Raw genomic sequence first — 23,528 nt, 5'->3', positions numbered from 1 at the left:
AGGATCACATAGATCTTAAACTGAAGAGTTTGATCATGGCTCAGATTGAACGCTGGCGGCAGGCCTAACACATGCAAGTCGAGCGGTAACAGGGGTAGCTTGCTACCCGCTGACGAGCGGCGGACGGGTGAGTAATGCATAGGAATCTGCCCGATAGTGGGGGATAACCTGGGGAAACCCAGGCTAATACCGCATACGTCCTACGGGAGAAAGGGGGCTCCGGCTCCCGCTATTGGATGAGCCTATGTCGGATTAGCTAGTTGGTAAGGTAATGGCTTACCAAGGCAACGATCCGTAGCTGGTCTGAGAGGATGATCAGCCACATCGGGACTGAGACACGGCCCGAACTCCTACGGGAGGCAGCAGTGGGGAATATTGGACAATGGGGGCAACCCTGATCCAGCCATGCCGCGTGTGTGAAGAAGGCCCTCGGGTTGTAAAGCACTTTCAGCGAGGAAGAACGCCTATCGGTTAATACCCGGTAGGAAAGACATCACTCGCAGAAGAAGCACCGGCTAACTCCGTGCCAGCAGCCGCGGTAATACGGAGGGTGCAAGCGTTAATCGGAATTACTGGGCGTAAAGCGCGCGTAGGTGGCTTGATAAGCCGGTTGTGAAAGCCCCGGGCTCAACCTGGGAACGGCATCCGGAACTGTCAGGCTAGAGTGCAGGAGAGGAAGGTAGAATTCCCGGTGTAGCGGTGAAATGCGTAGAGATCGGGAGGAATACCAGTGGCGAAGGCGGCCTTCTGGACTGACACTGACACTGAGGTGCGAAAGCGTGGGTAGCAAACAGGATTAGATACCCTGGTAGTCCACGCCGTAAACGATGTCGACCAGCCGTTGGGTGCCTAGAGCACTTTGTGGCGAAGTTAACGCGATAAGTCGACCGCCTGGGGAGTACGGCCGCAAGGTTAAAACTCAAATGAATTGACGGGGGCCCGCACAAGCGGTGGAGCATGTGGTTTAATTCGATGCAACGCGAAGAACCTTACCTACCCTTGACATCTACAGAAGCCGGAAGAGATTCTGGTGTGCCTTCGGGAACTGTAAGACAGGTGCTGCATGGCTGTCGTCAGCTCGTGTTGTGAAATGTTGGGTTAAGTCCCGTAACGAGCGCAACCCTTGTCCTTATTTGCCAGCGAGTAATGTCGGGAACTCTAAGGAGACTGCCGGTGACAAACCGGAGGAAGGTGGGGACGACGTCAAGTCATCATGGCCCTTACGGGTAGGGCTACACACGTGCTACAATGGCCGGTACAAAGGGCTGCGAGCTCGCGAGAGTCAGCGAATCCCTTAAAGCCGGTCTCAGTCCGGATCGGAGTCTGCAACTCGACTCCGTGAAGTCGGAATCGCTAGTAATCGTGAATCAGAATGTCACGGTGAATACGTTCCCGGGCCTTGTACACACCGCCCGTCACACCATGGGAGTGGACTGCACCAGAAGTGGTTAGCCTAACGCAAGAGGGCGATCACCACGGTGTGGTTCATGACTGGGGTGAAGTCGTAACAAGGTAGCCGTAGGGGAACCTGCGGCTGGATCACCTCCTTAAACGATGCGTCACAGTTAGTAAGCGTCCACAATGAATTACCTGATCAGAATACTGTTGATACGCAGTGATAAGTGGCTCTGTTTTTTTCACGTTAAAAAGAAAAAATAGCTTTTAAGGTCTTAAAGATCTTTTTCTTTTTTAATATGAAAGAACGCTTATCACTGCTTATAGCAGTCGCTCTTTAACAATGTATATCATGCTGACAAGAACACTTCGCAAGAAGTGGTCTTAAATTGTGATACGTCTCAAGCGTATCCGGCAAAATGAAACGTGATCATTGCGAGATGCCAGACTCCTTCGGGTTATAGGGTTAAGCAATGAAGCGCACACGGTGGATGCCTAGGCAGCCAGAGGCGATGAAAGACGTGGTAGCCTGCGATAAGGTTCGGTGAGGTGGCAACAACCTGTGACCCGGACATCTCTGAATGGGGAAACCCACTCATCACAAGATGAGTATCGTGCACTGAATACATAGGTGTACGAGGCGAACCAGGGGAACTGAAACATCTAAGTACCCTGAGGAAAAGAAATCAACCGAGATTCCCCTAGTAGCGGCGAGCGAACGGGGACCAGCCCTTAAGCATGAGACTGATTAGGCGAACACGCTGGGAAGCGTGGCCGTAGCGGGTGATAGCCCCGTAGTCGAAAATCTGATCATGTGAAATCGAGTAGGTCGGGGCACGAGAAACCTTGACTGAAGACGGGGGGACCATCCTCCAAGGCTAAATACTCCTGGCTGACCGATAGTGAACCAGTACCGTGAGGGAAAGGCGAAAAGAACCCCGGAGAGGGGAGTGAAATAGATCCTGAAACCGTGTGCGTACAAGCAGTCGGAGCCCACTTGTTGGGTGACGGCGTACCTTTTGTATAATGGGTCAGCGACTTATATTCAGTGGCGAGGTTAACCGTATAGGGGAGCCGTAGGGAAACCGAGTCTTAACTGGGCGACACAGTCGCTGGATATAGACCCGAAACCGAGCGATCTATCCATGAGCAGGGTGAAGATTGAGTAACATCAATTGGAGGCCCGAACCAGGATCTGTTGAAAAAGATTTGGATGACTTGTGGATCGGAGTGAAAGGCTAATCAAGCTCGGAGATAGCTGGTTCTCCTCGAAAGCTATTTAGGTAGCGCCTCACGTAGTACCGCCGGGGGTAGAGCACTGTTTCGGCTAGGGGGTCATCCCGACTTACCAACCCGAGGCAAACTCCGAATACCGGTGAGTAGCGCGTGGGAGACACACGGCGGGTGCTAACGTCCGTCGTGAAAAGGGAAACAACCCAGACCGTCAGCTAAGGTCCCGAAATCCTGGTTAAGTGGGAAACGATGTGGGAAGGCTCAGACAGCTAGGAGGTTGGCTTAGAAGCAGCCATCCTTTAAAGAAAGCGTAATAGCTCACTAGTCGAGTCGGCCTGCGCGGAAGATGTAACGGGGCTAAACCAGGTACCGAAGCTACGGGTTCATCCATTAGGATGAGCGGTAGAGGAGCGTCGTGTAAGCCAATGAAGGTGAATTGAGAAGTTCGCTGGAGGTATCACGAGTGCGAATGCTGACATGAGTAACGATAAAGGGCGTGAAAAACGCCCTCGCCGGAAGACCAAGGGTTTCTGTTCGACGCTAATCGGAGCAGAGTGAGTCGGCCCCTAAGGCGAGGCCGAAAGGCGTAGTCGATGGGAAACGGGTCAATATTCCCGTACCGGACATGGTTGCGATGGGGGGACGAAGAAGGCTAGGTGAGCCAGGCGTTGGTAGTCCTGGTGAAAGTGAGTAGGCCGAGACCTTAGGTAAATCCGGGGTCTTAAAGCCGAGACACGAGACGAACTGACCACGGTCAGGAAGTCACTGATGCCACGCTTCCAGGAAAAGCCTCTAAGCTTCAGATCATGTGCGACCGTACCCCAAACCGACACAGGTGGTCAGGGTGAGAATCCCAAGGCGCTTGAGAGAACTCGGGTGAAGGAACTAGGCAAAATGGTGCCGTAACTTCGGGAGAAGGCACGCCGGCATAGGGTGAAGAGACTTGCTCTCCTAGCCCGAACCGGTCGAAGATACCAGGTGGCTGCAACTGTTTATTAAAAACACAGCACTCTGCTAACGCGCAAGCGGACGTATAGGGTGTGACGCCTGCCCGGTGCCGGAAGGTTAAATGATGGTGTTAGCCGCAAGGCGAAGCTCTTGATTGAAGCCCCGGTAAACGGCGGCCGTAACTATAACGGTCCTAAGGTAGCGAAATTCCTTGTCGGGTAAGTTCCGACCTGCACGAATGGCGTAATGATGGCCACGCTGTCTCCACCCGAGACTCAGTGAAATTGAAATCGCCGTGAAGATGCGGTGTACCCGCGGCTAGACGGAAAGACCCCGTGAACCTTTACTATAGCTTCACACTGGACGCTGATGTTGCCTGTGTAGGATAGCTGGGAGGCTTAGAACTCTGGACGCCAGTTCGGAGGGAGCCAACCTTGAAATACCAGCCTGGCATCATTGGCGTTCTCACTCAGGTCCGTTATCCGGATCGAGGACAGTGTGTGGTGGGTAGTTTGACTGGGGCGGTCTCCTCCTAAAGAGTAACGGAGGAGCACGAAGGTACCCTCAGCACGGTCGGACATCGTGCATTGAGTGCAAGAGCATAAGGGTGCTTGACTGCGAGACAGACACGTCGAGCAGGTGCGAAAGCAGGTTCTAGTGATCCGGTGGTTCTGTATGGAAGGGCCATCGCTCAACGGATAAAAGGTACTCCGGGGATAACAGGCTGATACCGCCCAAGAGTTCACATCGACGGCGGTGTTTGGCACCTCGATGTCGGCTCATCACATCCTGGGGCTGAAGTCGGTCCCAAGGGTATGGCTGTTCGCCATTTAAAGTGGTACGCGAGCTGGGTTTAGAACGTCGTGAGACAGTTCGGTCCCTATCTGCCGTGGGCGTTGGATGTTTGAGAAGGGCTGCTCCTAGTACGAGAGGACCGGAGTGGACGACCCTCTGGTGTTCCGGTTGTCACGCCAGTGGCATTGCCGGGTAGCTATGGTCGGACGGGATAACCGCTGAAAGCATCTAAGCGGGAAGCCCCCTTCAAGATGAGACATCCCTGAGGCCTAGAGCCTCCTGAAGGGCCCAGCGAGACCAGCTGGTTGATAGGCACGGTGTGGAAGCGCTGCAAGGCGTTGAGCTAACGTGTACTAATGGCCCGTGAGGCTTGACCCTATAACACCCAAGGGGTCTGGTCGTAATGATGACGTCAATGAAAACCGGATACGCAGCGTGTGGCCCAAGCGACATAACGCCAGGGCGGCAGGCGATGAGACGATCACAAGATAGCAAAAACGCTAGTCAGCATGATGTACATTAACAGTTACGCCTGACGACCATAGCATGCGTGAACCACCTGATCCCTTGCCGAACTCAGAAGTGAAACCGCTTAGCGCCGATGGTAGTGTGGGGTCTCCCCATGCGAGAGTAGGTCATCGTCAGGCACTTATTTGAAAAATCCCCCAGGGCTGATGCCTTGGGGGATTTTTTTTGTGTTGGGTGAAGGGTAAGTCGTGAATCGTGAGTAGAAAACGTTGGTGAATGGGGGTCTCCCCAATATCCTGTTCCGCCTCACGCCTCACGCCTCACGCCTCACGCCTCACGCCTCACGCCTCACGCCTCACGCCTCACGCCTCACGCCTCACGCCTCACGCCTCACGCCTCACGCCTCACGCCTCAGCTAGATAAATGCTATGATGCGCCCCAATTAATTAGCCAGCCATCACCGTTTGTGATGGGCGGAATCGAGGTGAAGTGGTGAGTGAAACGGTACCTACGTCATGGTTAGTTTACTGCCGTCCTGGGTTTGAGAGTGATGCGTTGGCAGAGCTACAGCATCACGCAGCATTACAGGGCATCGCCTGTGAGTCATCTTATGGTGAGGGGTGGGTAAGCTTAACGCGTGTTGATGGTGAAGCGGTAAATGATTTACACCGCCAGGCAGCGTTTAAAAATCTGATTTTCGCGCGCCAGAGCTTAGCGGCTTTACCTGCGCTCACTCTTTCACGTGACGACCGTCTTACCGCTATCTTGGAACAGGTCAAAGCCAGCCGTTGGAGCTTTGAAGAGATTTGGCATGAAACGCCGGATACCAACGATGGCAAAGCACTGGCCGGGCTGATTAAGGCGCTTACCAAGCCGCTGGAAAGTATGTTGAAAAAACGTGGTGCGTTAAGGCGCAGCGCGGGCGCACGACGTTTACATATTTTCTGGACTGACGGTGATCAAGTGCAGTTGGCGATGAGCTTCCCAGGCAATCGTAGTGATTTGATTAATGGTATTCGGCGGCTGCGCTTCCCCTCCCGTGCGCCCAGCCGCTCAACGCTGAAGTTGGAAGAGGCGTGGCACGAGTTTATTCCTAGGGATGAATGGGATGTGCGGCTAGCACCGCATATGCAGGCAGCTGACTTAGGGGCCGCTCCAGGAGGTTGGACGTGGCAGTTGGTTCAGCGCGGCATGTACGTGTATGCCATCGATAATGGCCCGATGGAATCACAGTTGATGAAGACTGGGCAGATTGATCATCTCAAAGAGGATGGCTTTACCTGGGAGCCACCACAGCGCTTAGACTGGCTGGTCTGCGACATTGTTGATAAACCAGTGAGAGTGCTAGCCATGGTGGAGCGGTGGCTGATTCGTAAATGGTGCAAAGAGGCGATCTTTAACCTCAAGTTGCCCATGAAAAAGCGCTGGGATGAGGTAACTCGTTGTCTAACGGCGTTGGAAGAGTCGCTGGAAAAAGCGGGTGTGCATGCCAACGTATCATGCCGTCACCTCTATCACGATAGGGAAGAGGTAACGGTGCATGTAAGGCTTAGGGATTAATGCTAGTGAAACCCATGTTTAATAGCTTGGCTCGTAAATCCGGATAGTTTCATCTTCGGTTAACAGCGGTAAAATACGCTGCATGGCCATTGCCCGCGCTTCGCTTGAGTGCCACTCCTTCCAAGCGCGGAGGTCACGCCATTTGGTAATCATCAGTCGGCGATCGGTATGACCCAGTTCTACCAATGTTTCACCACTGATAAAGCCCCTTACGCCTAGAGAAACGCGCATTGCCTCTCGCGCTGCTTGCTCAAATTCTTCTTCAAGACCGGGCATAATTCGCCGTTCGATGATAACTTTAATCATACTTTCTGTTTCCTACATCGAGGATATTGATGGCTGATAATACGGGTACGTTACCCAACGTTGATGCGGTATTGGACACCACAGGACTCTACTGCCCAGAGCCGATTATGCTGATGCATAACAAAGTGCGCGACATGACCCCAGGCCAAGTGCTCAAAGTGATTGCCACAGATCCAGCCACCACGCGAGATGTGCCCAAGTTTTGTCAGTTTTTAGGGCACGAGCTGCTAGAGCAGCACACCGTCTCTGAGAGCAACTACCTCTACTTTATTCGTTTAGCATAACCTTTTGAGATAGCCCTTCGAAATAGCCCTTCGAAATAGCCCGAAAAGCCATGCGAGGCTCAAATCAAAATCGTTGATGTTGGCCTCGCTCACAAAGCGACATTAAGGCACTCGATTAATCACTGGCCACAACCATCATGGCTAGCGCATCAAGCGTCGCTGGATCTTCTTCCAGGATACGGTTGGCGATATGACGCTGGAAAAAGTAAACGGTCTGATGGCGGGCGTGAGCGCTGTACAGGCATTCATCCCCTAACAAAATCGGTGTCATAGCCGCTTTGTTCTCGTCGGCAAGGAGCGCGTCAAGGCTACCGTCGCTGTAGAGACGCCAACCGTAAACGGGCTTCATATGCCAGGGTGAATCGGGGTGATTCATGCACAGCGCGTGGGTGCCCAGAGTGTCGGGGATTTGCTGAATAAGGGTGACTTCGCCAGAAGCCTCATAATCAAAGTATTCAGCCGCCGCAACTAGCTCGTGGTATTTGTGATCCGGTGGCGTATCAAAAATTTCTTCCGTTTCAGGATCGCGATAACCTACGAAGTAGCCATTTTCCTGGCTGTTCAGATCATGGCAGGCTGCCAGGCTTTCCATCCACGGCACCAAACCGATGACGCTACCGTCCTCTCTTAACCCCCAGGCCAAAATAGGTAAGCCATAGTAGGCGTCGGGACTCGCAGCGAGCTGGTACACCATCTCTAAGCCATCTAGCTCAGGGGCTAAACGGACAAGGCACTTTTGCGCCTGCTGACGCTGGCGCACAGTTTCCAGGTCGATGACCTGGGCAGAGCGGGGTGACAAGGATGCGCCCATTGTGTCCCTCCTTATGCTGCGTGGTCATCAGATTGGCAAAGCTGATTCATTTGCCTCTCATATCCACAAATAGCACAACTTGCTCATAAGGTTAAGGGTTCTGCGCTTTTTAATTATCTGAACAAGTTGGAAAGCGAGCTCGCAGCGCTTGATGCTCAGAGAGCGCTTGCTGAAACTGGCCCCAGGGCGCTTGGGCATTATCCAGCGAAAGCCAGCGTTCCTGGTAGCGTTGAATCGCTATTGGCTTGCCTACCTGCTGTGCGTCAATTAAGCGATTGATCGCTGTTAGCCATTGCTGGGCAGCGTTCTCCAAGCGCTCAAGCGACGGCGATTCCCAACGGCTTAAGCAACGTGTGGTATCACTCTGCCGAGCTAACAATGCATCCGCTTCTGTTAAGCGTTGAGTGGCGAGTAGCAGGGCGCGCAACACCTCAGCGGTCAATGGCCGCTCTTGCAGGGTTTTCAAATGGTTTTCAAGGGTTGAAGAGTCCTGCTGCCAGTCGAGGTCAAACTGGTGATCCGTCATTTGCTGCAAGTAATCGATCGCTTCAAGCTGGCCAGCAATAGTAGTTTCATCGATGTTAGATAAAGGCTGGCTTGCTCGTGAGAAGCTTTTAACCCACTCGCTGGAATCAAAAATAGCGTTCCAGCTTACCGCGGGTAACTGTGTCGTTTTAGTCGTGGTTAATCGGTTTAGGCGCGTTCTATCTTCATCGCTTAACTGCTCGGGAACTTCGCTATTTAAGCAGGTGCTTAGCCGCTGCCATAGAGTGCGCTCATATAGCCACTGTTGGCTAGGCGGTGCTACACGCCCCAGTTGATTGTTACGTGCAGCGACTAGCGACGTGATTTGGCATTCGCGTAGCGCGTATACATTCAACAGGCTGTCCCGGGTTTCGGGGATATCTATAATTCGATCGGGGCGCTCAGGGAAGTCGCCAATATTACCCGGGTCAGCTCTTTGAATGTTTGATAGTGCAAGGTCATTGGCGAGTTGCTGATGATAACGCTGCCACTGCTGCTCAGCGGGGTTGTCCCCACAGCCAGACAGGAGGGCGCTTAGGATGATAGCTAGAGAAAAGTTTCTCCATCGAGCCATGTTTACTCCCGAATGCTAATACGCTGTAAACGCCAGCCAAGTAGCAGTGCTGCGGTGCTCAAGCCCGCAATCAACCCAATCCAGTAGCCATGAACACCTAGCGGGGCGACCTCGCCCACTCCATAGGAGCCCAGCCAGTGGCCGCCACCCAAGCCTACAATCCAGTAGGAGAGCACCGTAATCACCATCACAATGCGGGTATCTTTATAGCCGCGTAAAGCACCCGCTAAATTGACCTGTAACGAGTCTGAGAGCTGAAAAATAACGGCTAAAGCAATGATCGAGAGCGCTAGCGCCTGTATCTCACTATTGGAGGTGTAAAGTGCGATTACCGGCTCGGCGCTAACCCACAGTACGAGGCTGTTAATAGCGGCAATGATGACGCTGATGACAATTCCATTCCAAGCGACTTTACGGGCTAGTGCTAAGCGCTGCTGACCCAGCGTATTACCCACTCGTACGGTCAGTGCCATACTCAGCGACAGGGGCAGCATAAACAGAATGGAGGTGAAACTTAGCGCTATTTGGTGAGCTCCCACCGTGACTTCACCAAAGCTGGCAATGAAGAGCGCAATGAGTGTGAACAGAGTCACTTCAACAAAAATGGCTACGCCAATGGGAACGCCCACCACCACTAATTCACGTATACCTAGCCACTGGGGCGGTGTCAGTTTTTGCCAAATCGCAACGCTTTTATAAGTACTTCCCCTGCGCGTGTAGTAGGCCATCGCGAGTGCCATCGTCCACATGGAGAGCGCCGTCGCAATGCCGCAGCCAAAAGCGCCCAAGGCAGGTAACTGTTGCAGACTAGTGGGAACCCAGGCGCCAAATAGATCAACTAAACCATCGCCGCCGTAGATCAAGAGGTAGTTGGCAGGAATGTTCACGCTTAAACCGACCAAGCTGATCCATAGCGCCGGGCGGGTATGATTCATACCATCTGAAAACGCTCTAAGCGCCTGAAATAGGGCGATCCCCGGCATGCCAAAGGCGACGGCTGACAGATAGGCGGCAGACTGGCTGGCGACCGCTGGGGGTACACTCATTAATTCAAATATCGGCATGATAGCCGACCAAAGCAGCACAGCCGCGATAGCGCCTAGTAGCAGCGCGACCCAAAGCGCCTGATGAACGGCTGGACGAATAGCCTCATTGCGCTTCCCACCCAGCAAATGCGCCACAATTGGGGTAAGCCCCATTAAAGTGCCCGTCATAAATAGCATGAGTGGCATCCACAGGCTCGAGCCCACCGATACAGCGGCAAGTGAGGTGGCGTCATGCCGACCGGTCATCATAACGTCGACGACACTCATCCCTGCCTGAGCCAACTGAGCACCGCAAATAGGCAGTGCCAAGTGCATTAACATTCGTGTTTCTGGCCAGTAAACCGATTTAATTTGCTGAGTAAAGCCGCCCACTTGTTGGCTCCTGAAGGGGAAAAGTTGCTGTGAAAGGCCGCTATATTAGCAGGAGCGACTCACTTTTGGGGTTAGCCGTTAGCTTGTATTAATCGTGTGGGTATAATGCCCCAAAACCAGTATCAAACGAGGTCAATGTGAGTGACAGGCAGGAGCGATGGACGCTCGAGGATATTACCGCGCTTTTTGACGGGATTTTTGCTGAGCGGTATCAAACCCGGTTGATTCGGGGCGGGGATGAGCCTCTCTATCGGCCCGCTAACAGTGAAACCCCTTATCATCAGGTTATCTTTGCGCGGGGTTACTATGCCAGTGCGCTGCACGAAATCAGCCATTGGTGTATTGCGGGAGCACAGCGGCGCCAACAAGAGGATTACGGCTACTGGTACTGCCCTGATGGGCGCGATGCTGAACAGCAAAAAGCGTTTGAGCAGGCTGAGATTGCGCCACAGGCGTTGGAGTCTATCTTCACCCGTGCCTGTGGTCGCGTGTTTCATGTCAGCGTGGACAATCTAGGCGGCGATATAGAGGTAGATATAGAGGCATTTGCAGCGCGAGTGGAGGCCCGCGCCCAGCGCTACTTGAAGGAGGGCTTTCCAGCCCGCGCAAACGCCTTCCAGGTGGCGCTTAAACGCTTCTACTCTGACCAGGCGACGCTAGCGGAAGCCGTGGCACAGGCGCATGCCACGTTGGATAAAATGGATAAAGCGCTGCCGGCTTAATCCTCTTCGGTCAGGCGCTGATGCATCGATAGCATCACTTCCAGCTCATGCTCTGGGCGCATCGGCTCTAAACCCAGCTCGCTGAACGTTTCGCGCCGTTGGCGGTGCCATTCGCCTGGGGTAAGTGAAGGGTAGAGCACCGACGCTGGGGCTAGCTCAACAAAAGGATCAAGCCCGTAGGTGTCAAAAAGGCGCGCTAGTGCCGCTTCGTCGTCGCCATTGTCGCTGGTATACAGCGTGGCGGAGAAGTGGTCGTTCTCAAGCTCGCGAATTACCTCAAGCGGACTAACCCCTAAGCTCTCCAGCTCTTCCATGCTGTAAGCGCCCATGGCATTGGTATCCTCTTTGATCCAGCTATCGTCCGGCTGAATCAATGTTTGCTTCACCCGGCCATCGGGGAGCGACCAGGCAATGGCTAGCGGGAGCCCATCGTCTTCGCCTGTTTCAATGGCTATAAACCCTGGATAATCGGCCACGCTAATACTCCTTTTAAGATTCCGTGGGAAGACGGAAAAAACGCTGGGCGGTCTGTGTGGTTGCCGCACCTAGCTCTGTTTCGCTAATACCATGCCACTGGGCGATCTCGCGGACAATCCACGGTAGCAACGCCGGTTCGTGTCGGCGACCCTTTAATTTCGCCGGTAGGTTACGGGGTAACAGATAAGGGCAGTCGGTTTCTACCATCAAGCGCTCTAAGGGTATATCGCTTACCAATGGGCGCAGGTGATGACCGCGCCGCTCGTCGCAAATCCAACCCGTCAACCCTATATGTAAGTCTAGGTCGAGATAACCAAACAGCGTATCGCGGTCAGCGGTAAAACAGTGCACCACCGCGTGGCTGATGTCGTCTCGCCACGCATGCAGGATTTCGCGCATACGCTGGCCAGCATCTCGTTCATGTAAAAACAGCGGCAAACCGCTTTCTACTGCGAGAGCCAGCTGCGCTTCAAGGGCACGCTCCTGCTCCTTGGGCGTCGAAAAGTTGCGATTAAAATCCAAACCACACTCGCCTACGGCGACCACTTCCGGCATGGCATGCAGGGCCGCCATGGCATGTTCAAGGTTCTTATCCCAGCGACTGGCATCATGGGGGTGCACTCCCGCCGTGGCGTAGAGGCCAGGATACTGCTTGGCCAGGGCAACCGCTTGCTTGGCGTGGGTAAGGTCGGTGCCAGTAACGATCATGGTCGTTACCTGCGCCGCCTGGGCGCGCTGGATAACCGCCTCAAGATCACGCTCGAAGCTTTCATGGGTCAAGTTAGCGCCGATATCCACCAAAGGAGCGCTAGGCCGAAACTGTAGTGCTTCGGGTAAAAAGTCATCGGCATCAGCAGTGGCCAAAGGTCTCTCCCGTTCAATTATACAAAGGCACCATTCATTGTAACGGCATGCGCGAGCATCGACTAATGGTGTATTGAAGAAGGTGAGCGCAAGGAAATGGCACGAATTGCAAAAAATCTGGCTCGATAGGTAAACAGCTAGGGCTTATTACCGCCTAAGATGAACGCAAGCTATTACGTGCTACGTCACTACGATTGATTCAATAACACCCTTTAATAACAACAAAAGAGAGTCACATAATTATGCAACAATCTTATCGTTCATCTCATCGTGCATCTTACCGCTTTGCTACTTCCACTCTCGCCGCTGCCATTCTGGTGGCCTGCTATGTGCCAACTACCGTCGCTGCTGAGGGTATCTCTGATAACGAAATCCGTATTGGCTATTTAGCCGATATGTCCGGCGTTTATCGCGACCCCATTGGCCCGTTGGGCGAAGACGCTATCCATATGGCGATTGAAGATATGGGCGGCAGTGTCAATGGGGCCAATATTGTGGTGTTTAGCGCCGATGACCGTAATAGCCCGGATGTAGGCTCAAGCGTCGTGCGTGAGTGGATCGATGAGCGCAACGTCGATATGGTCACCGGGCTGGTGGCATCTTCTGTCACTCTGGCGGCGGTGAGCCTGCTGGAAGAGGCGGATAAACTTGGGCTGGTCAATGGCGCTGTCTCTTCAAGCATTACCAACGAGCACTGTTCGCCCAATCATATTCACTGGGTTTATGACACCTGGGCGATGTCCAACGGTACGGCAAAGGCGATTACTGATGAGGGCCACAAAAATTGGTATCTGTTAAGCGCTGACTACTCTTTTGGTCACGCACTGGAGGCCGACGTCACGCGCGTAGTGACTGAAAATGGCGGCACTATCGTAGGCAGCGCTCGCCACCCTTTCCCCAGTAGTGACTTCTCCTCCTTTATGCTTCAGGCGCAAGCCTCTGGCGCTGATGTCATCGCGCTGAATAACGCTGGTGGCGATACAATCAACGCGGTGCAGACAGCAGGGGAATTCGGCATTACCCAGGCAGGGCAGATTCTGGCGGGAATGGTGCTGTTTAGTACCGAGATACGCAGCATTGGCTTAGAGAACGCTCAGGGGCTGCAGTTCACCAAAGCATGGTACTACGATTTAAACGATGAAACCCGCGCATGGGCGGAGCGCTTCCGTGAGCGTACCGGCAGCATGCCCACCATGGTACATGCGGGTCTCTACTCCAGTACTCGCCACTACCTTGAAGCGATTGAAGCCACCGGTACTGATGACACTCAAACCGTTCGTCAGCAAATGGCCGATACCCCCATCAACGACATTTTCGCCACCGGTGGCTACATCCGTGAGGATGGCCGCATGGTTCACGATATGTATTTAGTAGAAGTGAAAACACCTGAAGAGTCGCAAGATGAGGATGATCTCTTTCATGTTATTCGCACCATCCCTGCAGAAGAGGCCTTCCGTCCGCTTTCAGAGAGTGTCTGCCCGTTGGTAAACAGTTAAGAAACCTCTGATTAACTATTGCGCTCGGCCATACGGCGTTAAAAATCGTCTCAAAATGCTCATTTACAACCCGTAAACTCCGCTTTTTCGTTGATTTTTGCCTTGTCTGGCCTTCGCTCATTACGCTAATCAGAGGCTCCTTAAGTCTCTGCTAATAACAACTCAGAGGATTTGGCATGCCGGAAACGTCGGTTATTCAGCAAAACAGTATCGGGGCTGCTTTAAACCGCAGCGCTCGAAAATACTCACACCAGCTGGCGCTGGTATTTGGCGAGCGCCAATGGCGCTATCAAGCGCTCAACCAGGCAGCCAACCGCGTAGCCAATGGCTTGCTGGCAGCTGGGCTTTCGCCAGGTGACCGGCTGGCGGTATATGGCAAAAACTCCGATACCTATGTCATCGCCTGGCTAGCCGCTGCTAAAGCGGGTTTGGTACATGTGCCGATCAATTTTGCCTTAAGCAGCGATGAGCTGCGCTATATCCTTGACCAGTCTGGGACAACGGGTTTGCTCAGCGATATCAGCCTCGCCGACAAAGTGAGTGTCGCGACCGAAGGCTTGGATCTAGCCCTGATGGGAACCCTGCACGCGGATCAGGGGCAGGATGCAGCAAGCTTTGATGTACTCGCTCATGCTACGTCAGGATCCAATAGTGAAGAGCCCAATGTGACGGTCGACGGTGCCAGCCTTGCTCAGTTGCTCTATACCTCGGGCACCACCGCCGCGCCGAAGGCCGCGATGATGACCCATCAGGCGCTGATGTGCATGGTTGAACTGGATATCAAAGGCAGCGACGCCATGCTCGCCGCGCTGCCGCTTTACCACTCAGCACAAATGCACGTCTTTCTGATGCCAGCGCTGTTGCTCGGTGCGCCTGTCTATTTGCTAGAGGCGCCGCTTCCCGAGCTGTGCTTAAGCGCCATAGCTAATCACCAGATCGCGTCATTTTTTGCCCCGCCCACGGTCTGGATCAGCCTACTGCGCCACGCTGAATTTGATCGCTTTGACCTTGGCGCCCTCCACAAAGCCTATTACGGTGCCTCGATTATGCCGGTGCCGGTACTGGAGGAGCTCCAGCAGCGTATACCGGGCGTAAGGCTCTATAACTGTTATGGACAGAGCGAAATTGCTCCCTTGGCGACCGTGCTGCGCCCTGAAGAGCACGCCGAGCGCCCAGCGTCCGCTGGGCGGCCGATTCTGACGGTGGAAACCCGCATCGTCGATCTCGATATGAATGACGTCCCACCCGGCGAGCATGGCGAAATCGTCCACCGCTCACCTCAGCTTATGAACGGGTACTGGGATAAACCGGCGATGACTGAAGAAGCCTTCCAGGGTGGTTGGTTCCACTCCGGGGACGTGGGCTACTTCGATGAAGCGGGCTATTTATACGTTGTTGACCGTATCAAGGATGTGATCAATACCGGCGGCGTGCTGGTGGCTAGCCGTGAAGTAGAGGAGGGGCTATTCAAGCACCCGGCGGTATCCGAAGTGGCGGTGATCGGCCAGCCGGATGAGAAGTGGATCGAAGCCATTACGGCAGTGGTGGTACTGAAAGAGGGTCAAGAGGCAAGCGAGGAGGAACTGATCCATCATGCAAAAACGTTGATGGCGCCTTATAAAGTACCTAAGCGCATCCTCTTTGCCGATGCGCTACCCAAGAGTACCGCAGGCAAAATTCTCAAGCGCCATCTACGTCAAGACCTCAAGGGGTGAGCATGGACGAGCAAACGACCGACCTGTTTCACGCCATGATCAAACGCTGCCTAAGCCAGGAGGTTGCCCCGTACTACGATGAGTGGGAGGCAGCGGGTGAAATACCCCGTTCACTATGGCATTCATTGGGCGCTGCGGGGCTGCTCGGCATTGACCTTGACGAACAGCACGGTGGTTCAGGAGCCGATATCGCCATCACCCAGCTGGCGCTGGAAGAGCTCTCCCGCCAGGGGTTTGGTGGCCTTGCCAGTGCCTATAATATCCACGCCAATATCGTTATGCCCTACCTGCAGAATCTGGGGACAGCGGCTCAATGTGAGCGTTGGCTACCTGCCATGGCCCGTGGCGATGCGCTTGGGGCCATTGCCATGACCGAACCCCATGCGGGTAGTGATCTTGCGTCAATGAGAACTAGGGCGAAGCGCACTAACGATGGCTGGGAGTTAAGCGGTAGCAAAATCTTTATCACCAATGGCCAGTTTGCCGACCTGGTGATCGTGTGTGCCAAAACCGACCCTTCCGCCGGGTCAAAGGGCGTGTCACTTTTTTTGGTCGACACCCGCTTACCCGGCTTTTCGCGGGGGAAACCGATTAAAAAGATCGGCCAGCACGCCAGCGATACCGCCGAGCTTGCCTTTGATCAAATGCAGTTGCCCCATGATGCGCTGTTGGGAGAGGAGGGCGCCGGGTTCCGCTACCTAATGCAGGAGCTGCCCCGTGAACGCCTGGGCGTTGGTGCACAGGCGCTGGGCGCCGTGGAGGGAGCGCTGGCGTTGACGTTGGAGTACGTACAGCAGCGCCAAGCGTTTGGACAGCGGGTGGCGGATTTTCAAAATACCCGCTTTACCTTGGCGGAGATAAAAGCCCAGCAGGACGTGGCCCGTGCCTACTTTGAGCACTGCGTCGAAAAGTACCGCCAGGGCACCATGAGCAGCACGGATGCAGCGATTTTAAAACTGCAGCTCAGCGAGCTGCAGTGTCAAGCGGTGGATCGCTGCCTGCAGCTATTTGGCGGTTACGGCTACACCCACGAATATCCCATTTCACGCTTTTATCTGGATGCCCGAGTACAAACGATCTATGCCGGCAGCTCAGAGATCATGAAAGAAGTTGTCGCCCGCTCGCTGCTGGGCAAAGTGGCGTAGCAAGACGGTGAGTTTGAACACAGGAGAGAGCCATGCGGTTGGATGATGTAGTGATTTTAGGCGGTGCACGAACCGCGATCGGGAGTTTTGGCGGGTCGCTCTCAACCAAGGCGCCGTTTGAGTTGGGGGCGATAACCGCCAAAGAGGCGTTGCGCCGTGCTGGCGTTGAGGGCGGAGATATCGATCACTCGGTATACGGCCACATTATTACCACCGGCCCCCAGGATGCCTATCTGGCGCGTCATATTGCACTGGAAGCAGGCGTGCCGAAAGAAGCGGGGGCCTTCAACGTCAACCGGCTGTGTGGTTCAGGTGTACAGGCGGTGGTCTCAGCCGCCCAGCAGATTGCTATGGGCGACAGCCGCTTAGCGCTGGCAGGTGGCGCTGAGTCGATGTCGCGCGGGGCTTATCTGCTGCCTCCTCAAGCGCGCAACGGCGTGCGTATGGGGGATGTGAACGTTGAGGATTTAACCCTAGGCATTTTGAGCGACCCCTTTGGCAGCGGCCATATGGGCTGCACTGCCGAGAACATCGCTAAACAGTATGGCCTAAGCCGTGAGCAGTTGGATCAGTTTGCCCTTGAGAGCCATCAAAAAGCGGCGCGTGCCATCGCGGAAGGCCGCTTTGACGATCAAATCGTAGCAGTGGAGGTCAGTCGCGGTAAGCAAACGGTACTTTTCTCCCGCGATGAACACGTGCGCGATGTCGTCCAACTTAGCGATTTGGCGCGGCTCAAGCCCGCCTTCCAAAAAGATGGCATGGTGACCGCAGGCAATGCCTCGGGTATCAACGATGGTGCAGCCACGTTAGTGCTGGCCCATGCCGATGAAGCCTCACAGCGGGGCTTAGCGCCTAGGGCACATCTTCGTGTTGCCACAACAGCAGGCGTTGAGCCAACGCTAATGGGCCTTGGTCCGATTCCTGCGGTGCAACGCTGCCTCCAACAGGCGGGGCTAAGCATTAATGATATTGATGTGATTGAGTCCAACGAAGCCTTTGCTGCCCAGGCCATGGCGGTGGCGGAAACGCTCGGGTTCCCGTTAGCGAAGCTAAACCCCAACGGCGGCGCGGTTGCCTTGGGGCATCCGGTGGGGGCCACGGGGGCTATTCTGATTCTCAAAGCGCTACACGAGTTGGAGTGCATTAATGGCCGCTACGGATTGATAACGCTATGTATTGGTGGAGGGCAGGGCATCGCCCTGCTTATCGAGCGCGGCTGATCCGAATCGATTGCTACAAGAACAGTGTTATAAGAAAAAAGTTATAGGAGTTTTTATGCCTTCAGTTACCCCGAAAATTTTACCCGCCGCGGCCTCTGCGACAAACCCTGCCTTGATGATTGGCGACCTGCTGGAGGCGGGCGTGCGCATGGCGGGCGACAATCAGATTGTCTACCGGGATCAGAGCCGCCACAGCTATGAGCGTTTTCGTGAGCGGGTGCACCAACTGGCCCATACGCTGACGTCTCAGGGCGTACAAGCAGGCGATGTGGTGGCGGTGTTGGATTGGGATAGCCACCGCTACCTGGAGTGTTTTTTTGCCATTCCGATGATCGGCGCGGTACTCCACACGGTGAATGTGCGCCTGGCTCCGGAGCAAATCCTCTACACCATGGATCACGCCGAAGACGTTTTCGTCATCGTGCACGAAGAGTTTGTGCCACTGCTTGAGCCGCTGGCCGATAAGCTACCCCAAGTACGTGGCTATCTGCTGTGTCAGGAGACCCCGCAAACAGTCGATACCACTCTGCCGCTGGTGGGCGAGTTTGAATCGCTATTAAGCCAGCAGCCTACTCACTACGATTTTCCCACCTTTGATGAAAACGCCGTCGCCACACTGTTCTACACCACCGGTACCACGGGTAACCCCAAAGGGGTTTTCTTTACCCACCGCCAGTTGGTGCTGCATACCTTGAACGAGTCTAGCGCTTTCCAGGCGCCCGGTTTTGAGCTGCTCAACCGCGACAAGGTCTACATGCCTATTACCCCCATGTTTCACGTTCACGCCTGGGGTGTGCCATATACCGCCACGCTGATGGGGGCTACCCAGGTCTACCCTGGCCGCTACGAGCCGGAAATGCTGGTCAAGCTGCTGGTCAGCGAGAAGGTCGACTTCTCCCACTGCGTACCGACCCTGCTCAACATGGTGGTCAGCGCCGAGGCGATTACCTCAAAACAGGTCGACCTCGCCGGTTGGAAAGTATTGGTCGGCGGCAGTGCGTTAACCGAGTCGCTAGCAAGCAAAGCATGGGCGTTGGGGATTGATACCCGCAGTGCTTATGGAATGTCGGAAACCTGTCCGCTACTCACCGCCGATATTCTGCCGCAGGATATCGGCGACGCTGATTTTGAGACCCAGCTACCCTGGCGCTGTAAAGCGGGCCTGCCGATACCATTGGTTAAACTTCAAGTGGTCGATGCGGACGGCGAGCCGCTACCCAATGATGGTAAAAGCGTTGGCGAAGTGCGTGTTCAAGCGCCCTGGCTGACCCAGGCCTACTACAAAGAGGAGAAACGCAGTGCGGAGCTATGGCGCGACGGCTGGCTGCATACCGGGGATGTTGGCTCCCTCGATGAGCGGGGCTTTCTGACCATTAGCGACCGCATTAAAGATGTGATTAAAACCGGCGGCGAGTGGCTCTCGTCGTTAGAACTGGAGAGCTATATCAGCCAGTGTCCAGGCATTGCCGAAGTGGCGGTGATCGGGGTGACGGACGATAAATGGGGAGAGCGTCCAGCGGCGTTAGCTGTCCCCGCCGACCTGAACAACCCGCCCACCACTGAAGCCGTGCAGGCGTTTTTAGAGCAGTTTGTCGCCCAGGGAAAACTCAACCGCTGGGGGATTCCCAGCATGATTCGCTTCGTCGATGAGATACCCAAAACCAGCGTGGGCAAGCTGGATAAGAAACGTATCCGCACCGAAATTTAGATACTCTTAGGGATTACTCCTTCAAAACTGCTCATCCTCAGGGTGCGAGGGCAGGTTGGAGCGAGGGTCTTTTTCCATGGCCGAAATATGTTCCCAACAATTTCGGCATTTCCGCCATCCATGGCGGTCAGATGGAAAAAGTAGCGTCCACGGATGGATTCACAGCGCCCTCGCGGAAACCTGCCCGCGGCACTGATGCCTTCATGCAGGTAACTGCTATAGCTTTGCACGATCAGCGAACGTTGCCCGCCGTGCGCGCTTTGCGATACGCGGCGGGCGAATTGCCTGTCCAGGTTTTAAAGGCACGACTAAAGCAGGCTAGATCCTCAAAGCTTAACGCCTCCGCGATGCTAATCAGGGGCTTCTCACTACAGGTGAGTGCCTGAATAGCTACATCGCGGCGGTACTCATCCTTGACCGCTTGAAAGTGGGTGCCCTCCCTTTTGAGATGCCGCGCCAGCGTGCGAGCAGACATATGCAGCGCATCGGCTACGCTATGCACGGTGCCAGACGTAGTCAGATGACGTGAGAGGTGTTCGCGCACCCGGTGGGTGAGCAGGCGATCTGCAAACGACACATAGAACCAGTCTGCGGGGGCGCGCTTTAAAAAAGCGCCCAGGTGTCTCTTGGTCTGGCGGATAGGATGATCAAGAAAACCGCGATCTATATAGATCGCGGTTTGCGGCTGCCCAAAGCGTACTGTACCAGGATAAAAGTAGAGATAATCAGCGCTGTGCGGCGGCTGGGGGTAAGCGCACTCCATTAAAATGGGTGGTATTTTACGCGCTATCATCCACGACGCGATGCCGTGAAACAGCTTCAGCATCAGCTCATGAATCAGAGTGCGACTGCCCACAAGTGGAGTATGCTCCACCAGCGCCATACGAGCGAAGTCTCCTTCAAGGGTAAACGCATAGCCAAAGTCGTCGAGAAGAATACGGAAAAACTGCGTATAGCGGTGCAGTGCAACTTGCAAATTGGGCGCATCCAGCATGCTTAAACACAGCAGCTTCAGGGTGCCACCCCGCAGCGGGCGGGAAAAAAAGCCGGGCGTTTCGTCGTCCAGTTCGTTCACCAACCCACGATACAGTTCGGCAAACTGCTCAACCGTGACGCGGCCATGGGGGGCCGAAAGTAAAAAGGGCGAAATGCCCGCCCGTTCCAGGTAGCGTGTGGGCGATGTTGAGCTGTTGGGTAAGCCTTTAAACAGCTCATTTACAAAATGCATCGAGACGGTCACCGTCACTGTCAGCCCGCCTTTAAAAGTCGTTTTTTGGTTGAGATATTGTAGTTGCTAGCAAAACGGTATCACGCTGGTGGTTTCCGCTCTACGATTCCCCTCTATATGGTTCCCCCTCCTGGGCCGCTCATGCGTTACACTGTGCGCCTCACGATTTAGGAGGACACCGCGTGACCCTGTTACGACTCGAACAGCTGCAACTCGCCTACGGCACCCATGTACTACTCAATCGCGCCGACCTGACGGTTGAAAAAGGCGAGCGGCTGGCGCTGGTCGGGCGCAACGGCACCGGCAAATCCACTCTGCTGAAGCTGGTAGCGGGGGATATCCTGCCCGATGATGGCTCAATTTGGCGGGCACCTGGCCTCAAGATCGGTGTGCTGGCTCAGGAGTTACCCGAGTCATCCGGCCTGACCATTTTTGACATGGTCGCCCAAGGGCTGCCGGAAGCCGGGGAGCTACTCTCCGAGTACGATCATCTGATCAATGATCCCGACCCCGATATGGATCGCATGGCGACCCTGCAAACGCGCCTGGAAGCCATTGATGGCTGGTCGTTCCACCAGCGTATCGACACCGTGCTGACCCGCTTAGGCCTGCCCCCCGCGGCTGAGATGAGCTCGCTCTCCGGTGGCTGGCGCCGCCGGGTGGCGCTGGCGCGTGCCTTGGTCGCCGAGCCTGATCTACTGTTGCTTGATGAGCCTACCAACCACTTGGACTTAGACACCATTGCCTGGTTGGAAGAGCAACTGCTGGCGTTTAACGGCGCGGTACTGCTGATTACTCACGATAGGGCGTTTCTTTCCAAGCTGGCCACCAATATTCTGGAGCTAGACCGTGGCCAGCTAGGGCGCTACCCCGGCAAGTACGAAGAGTATCAGGCTCGTAAGCAGCACGAGCTTGAAGTAGAGGCGCGGGAGAACGCCGAATTTGATAAAAAACTTGCCCAGGAAGAAGCCTGGATTCGTCAGGGCGTTAAAGCACGGCGTACCCGCAACGAAGGCCGGGTTCGAGCGCTCGAGGCAATGCGTAACGAGCGTAGCCAGCGCCGCGAGCGTCAAGGCAATGCCAACCTGACGGTGGATCGCGGTGAGCGTACCGGCAAGCGCGTTGTAGAGCTGCAAGGTGTCACCCAACGGTTTGGCGATGAGGTGGTACTGCGCGATATCAATCTTGAGGTACTGCGCGGTGACCGTATTGGCTTCCTGGGGCGCAACGGTGCGGGCAAGACAACCCTGCTGAAAATCCTGCTGGGCGAGTTGGAACCCACTGAAGGCAAGGTGCAGATGGGCACCAATCTGAAAGTGGCTTATTTCGACCAACTGCGCGCCGGGCTTGAACTGGAAAAAACCGTTTACGACAACGTTGCCCAAGGCAGTGATCGTGTCAGTGTGGGCGGTAAAGATCGCCATGTGATGAGCTATCTACAGGACTTTCTTTTCACCCCCGAGCGGGTGCGCCAGCCGGTGAAAGCGCTCTCCGGTGGCGAGTCCAACCGCCTGCTGCTGGCCAAGTTGTTCACTCAGCCAGCTAACGTGTTAGTGCTCGATGAGCCGACCAACGACCTCGACATGGAAACCCTGGAGCTGCTCGAAGAGCTGCTGCTCGATTTCGATGGCACGCTGCTACTGGTCTCCCACGACCGAACCTTTATGGACAACGTGGTGACCAGCATGCTCGCCTTTGAGGGCGATGGCGTTGTACGTGAATACGTGGGGGGCTATACCGACTGGATTCGCCAGGGGGGCAAGCTGCCGCCAGCACCTTGGGAAGGGGCGGCGCGTCAGCGTACCGAACCCACCTCAGAAGCGCCCAAGAAAGTGGCTGAAGCACCTGCCGCAACGGTCAAGAAAAGCGTCAAACTCTCGTATAATTTGCAACGCGAGTTAGATGCACTGCCCGCCGAAATCGAACGTCTTGAGGGGCAAGTAGAGACGCTGGAGAGTGAAATCGGTGACCCAGCGTTTTATCAGCAGGATGCCGACGCCGTTACGGCTAAGCTGCAAACGCTTGAAAAAGTGCAGAAAGCGTTAGAAGTTGCCATGGAGCGCTGGATGGAACTGGAAGCGATGGCTGCCGGTGAGTAGCTTGAAAACGTTAAAAGGCGCCGTATGGGCGCCTTTTTTATAAACGTTATCGTGCCTTAGGTTACTCGTCGCTTTCTTCGCCTTTTTTACCGACGCGAACGGCTAGCACATCGCATTGGGCACCGTGCAATACGCCGGTAGAGGTTGAGCCGAGCAGTAGAGCAAAACCGTGGCGGCCATGGGAGCCCACTACGATTAGATCTACATCGTGCTCTTCAGCAAAACGGTGAATTTCGGTGTCGGGCATACCCACCACAACGTGTTGGTCAGCCTCGGCAATATGCGGGGCGGCGATTTCGGCTAAGCGTTTTTTGGCGTGTTCATCCAATTGATCCTGGATGCTGGTCAAGTCCATGGGGATATCGCCACCGTAGGCAAACCCAAGCGGTTCCAGGGTATGCATAATGGAGATTTTGGCTTGGTCGTTGCGTTCTGCGATCGCAACGGCACGTTCCAGAATCTTGTGGGAGTCTTTGGTTAAGTCAACGGCAACTAAAATGTGGTGATAGCTCATGGCGTATCTCCTTGGCAGTAGGT

17 protein-coding genes and 3 rRNA genes are annotated in these 23,528 nt (G+C 54.8%); 12 read left to right on the top strand and 8 right to left on the bottom strand.

Annotation, left to right across the window (positions count from 1 at the left end):
* Positions 1-17: 17 nt before the first annotated feature.
* From LMS44_RS14185 to rlmM, 4 genes are all read left to right on the top strand, one after another.
* Positions 18-1,550: ribosomal RNA gene (locus LMS44_RS14185) — 16S ribosomal RNA — on the top strand.
* Between the two features lie 309 nt (positions 1,551-1,859).
* Positions 1,860-4,749 (top strand): 23S ribosomal RNA (locus tag LMS44_RS14180).
* 153 nt (positions 4,750-4,902) lie between these two features.
* Positions 4,903-5,018, top strand: a 5S ribosomal RNA gene (rrf, locus tag LMS44_RS14175).
* The 16S, 23S and 5S rRNA genes sit together here, the layout of an rRNA operon.
* 310 nt (positions 5,019-5,328) lie before the next feature.
* Complete coding sequence (gene rlmM / locus LMS44_RS14170) at positions 5,329-6,399, top strand: 23S rRNA (cytidine(2498)-2'-O)-methyltransferase RlmM (protein WP_400675201.1); 1,071 nt, start codon at positions 5,329-5,331, stop codon at positions 6,397-6,399.
* Positions 6,400-6,417: 18 nt separating this feature from the next.
* Here the strand turns inward: rlmM and LMS44_RS14165 are convergent, their stop codons facing one another.
* Complete coding sequence (locus LMS44_RS14165) at positions 6,418-6,705, bottom strand: antibiotic biosynthesis monooxygenase family protein (RefSeq protein ID WP_022522948.1); 288 nt, start codon at positions 6,703-6,705, stop codon at positions 6,418-6,420.
* A 29-nt stretch (positions 6,706-6,734) separates the two neighbouring features.
* On the opposite strand from LMS44_RS14165, the gene tusA reads away from it, so the two are divergent.
* The gene (gene tusA / locus LMS44_RS14160; RefSeq protein ID WP_022522949.1) at positions 6,735-6,989 is read left to right on the top strand and encodes a sulfurtransferase TusA; all 255 of its coding nucleotides are present in this window, start codon (positions 6,735-6,737) and stop codon (positions 6,987-6,989) included.
* 115 nt (positions 6,990-7,104) lie between these two features.
* Here the strand turns inward: tusA and LMS44_RS14155 are convergent, their stop codons facing one another.
* The 3 genes from LMS44_RS14155 to LMS44_RS14145 all read right to left on the bottom strand — a co-directional run bounded on the left by LMS44_RS14155 (position 7,105) and on the right by LMS44_RS14145 (position 10,317).
* Positions 7,105-7,800 carry a hypothetical protein gene (locus LMS44_RS14155; RefSeq protein WP_009288633.1) on the bottom strand — a complete coding sequence of 232 codons (696 nt, stop codon included), beginning with the start codon at positions 7,798-7,800 and terminating at the stop codon, positions 7,105-7,107.
* Between the two features lie 109 nt (positions 7,801-7,909).
* On the bottom strand, positions 7,910-8,899 hold the full coding sequence (locus LMS44_RS14150; RefSeq protein WP_498945451.1) for a DUF3080 family protein: 990 nt from the start codon (positions 8,897-8,899) through the stop codon (positions 7,910-7,912).
* Positions 8,900-8,901: 2 nt separating this feature from the next.
* Complete coding sequence (locus LMS44_RS14145) at positions 8,902-10,317, bottom strand: MATE family efflux transporter (protein ID WP_041159550.1); 1,416 nt, start codon at positions 10,315-10,317, stop codon at positions 8,902-8,904.
* Positions 10,318-10,454: 137 nt separating this feature from the next.
* On the opposite strand from LMS44_RS14145, the gene LMS44_RS14140 reads away from it, so the two are divergent.
* Positions 10,455-11,039: an elongation factor P hydroxylase gene (locus LMS44_RS14140; RefSeq protein WP_027958879.1), complete on the top strand. Its 585-nt coding sequence runs from the start codon at positions 10,455-10,457 to the stop codon at positions 11,037-11,039.
* Here the strand turns inward: LMS44_RS14140 and LMS44_RS14135 are convergent.
* Positions 11,036-11,515, bottom strand: coding sequence for a hypothetical protein (locus LMS44_RS14135; RefSeq protein WP_022522953.1), 480 nt, complete (start codon positions 11,513-11,515; stop codon positions 11,036-11,038). The two genes, LMS44_RS14140 and LMS44_RS14135, sit on opposite strands and share 4 nt — an antisense overlap.
* Positions 11,516-11,528: 13 nt before the next feature.
* Positions 11,529-12,380 carry a TatD family hydrolase gene (locus tag LMS44_RS14130; protein WP_190373005.1) on the bottom strand — a complete coding sequence of 284 codons (852 nt, stop codon included), beginning with the start codon at positions 12,378-12,380 and terminating at the stop codon, positions 11,529-11,531.
* Positions 12,381-12,622: 242 nt separating this feature from the next.
* Between LMS44_RS14130 and LMS44_RS14125 the strand changes: the two genes are divergently transcribed.
* From LMS44_RS14125 to LMS44_RS14105, 5 genes are all read left to right on the top strand, one after another.
* Entirely contained in the window at positions 12,623-13,876 is a 1,254-nt protein-coding gene (locus LMS44_RS14125; protein WP_190373006.1) for an ABC transporter substrate-binding protein, read from the top strand.
* Between the two features lie 176 nt (positions 13,877-14,052).
* Positions 14,053-15,591 (top strand): fatty acyl-CoA synthetase, encoded by a 1,539-nt coding sequence (locus LMS44_RS14120; protein WP_498945448.1) that lies wholly within the window; start codon positions 14,053-14,055, stop codon positions 15,589-15,591.
* Positions 15,592-15,593: 2 nt separating this feature from the next.
* A complete protein-coding gene (locus tag LMS44_RS14115; RefSeq protein ID WP_041159546.1) occupies positions 15,594-16,736 on the top strand; it encodes an acyl-CoA dehydrogenase family protein in 1,143 nt (380 codons plus the stop codon).
* Positions 16,737-16,768: 32 nt separating this feature from the next.
* Positions 16,769-17,956, top strand: a complete 1,188-nt coding sequence (gene bktB, locus LMS44_RS14110; RefSeq protein WP_498945446.1) for a beta-ketothiolase BktB — start codon at positions 16,769-16,771, stop codon at positions 17,954-17,956.
* 55 nt (positions 17,957-18,011) lie between these two features.
* Positions 18,012-19,664: a fatty acid--CoA ligase gene (locus LMS44_RS14105; RefSeq protein ID WP_498945444.1), complete on the top strand. Its 1,653-nt coding sequence runs from the start codon at positions 18,012-18,014 to the stop codon at positions 19,662-19,664.
* Between the two features lie 232 nt (positions 19,665-19,896).
* On the opposite strand, the gene LMS44_RS14100 is transcribed toward LMS44_RS14105, so the two are convergent.
* Positions 19,897-20,910, bottom strand: coding sequence for an AraC family transcriptional regulator (locus LMS44_RS14100; RefSeq protein ID WP_498945442.1), 1,014 nt, complete (start codon positions 20,908-20,910; stop codon positions 19,897-19,899).
* Positions 20,911-21,074: 164 nt separating this feature from the next.
* Here LMS44_RS14100 and LMS44_RS14095 point away from each other — a divergent pair, with 164 nt between their 5' ends.
* The gene (locus tag LMS44_RS14095) at positions 21,075-22,991 is read left to right on the top strand and encodes an ATP-binding cassette domain-containing protein (RefSeq protein ID WP_159176981.1); all 1,917 of its coding nucleotides are present in this window, start codon (positions 21,075-21,077) and stop codon (positions 22,989-22,991) included.
* Between the two features lie 61 nt (positions 22,992-23,052).
* Here the strand turns inward: LMS44_RS14095 and LMS44_RS14090 are convergent, their stop codons facing one another.
* Positions 23,053-23,505, bottom strand: a complete 453-nt coding sequence (locus LMS44_RS14090) for a universal stress protein (RefSeq protein ID WP_022522962.1) — start codon at positions 23,503-23,505, stop codon at positions 23,053-23,055.
* Positions 23,506-23,528: the final 23 nt, after the last annotated feature.

This window comes from Halomonas profundus, from assembly GCF_020865425.1.
Taxonomy (GTDB): Bacteria; Pseudomonadota; Gammaproteobacteria; order Pseudomonadales; family Halomonadaceae; genus Vreelandella; species Vreelandella titanicae.
The sequence above is the reverse complement of the archived record's forward strand: the minus strand, read 5'-3'. Positions and strand labels throughout refer to the sequence as shown.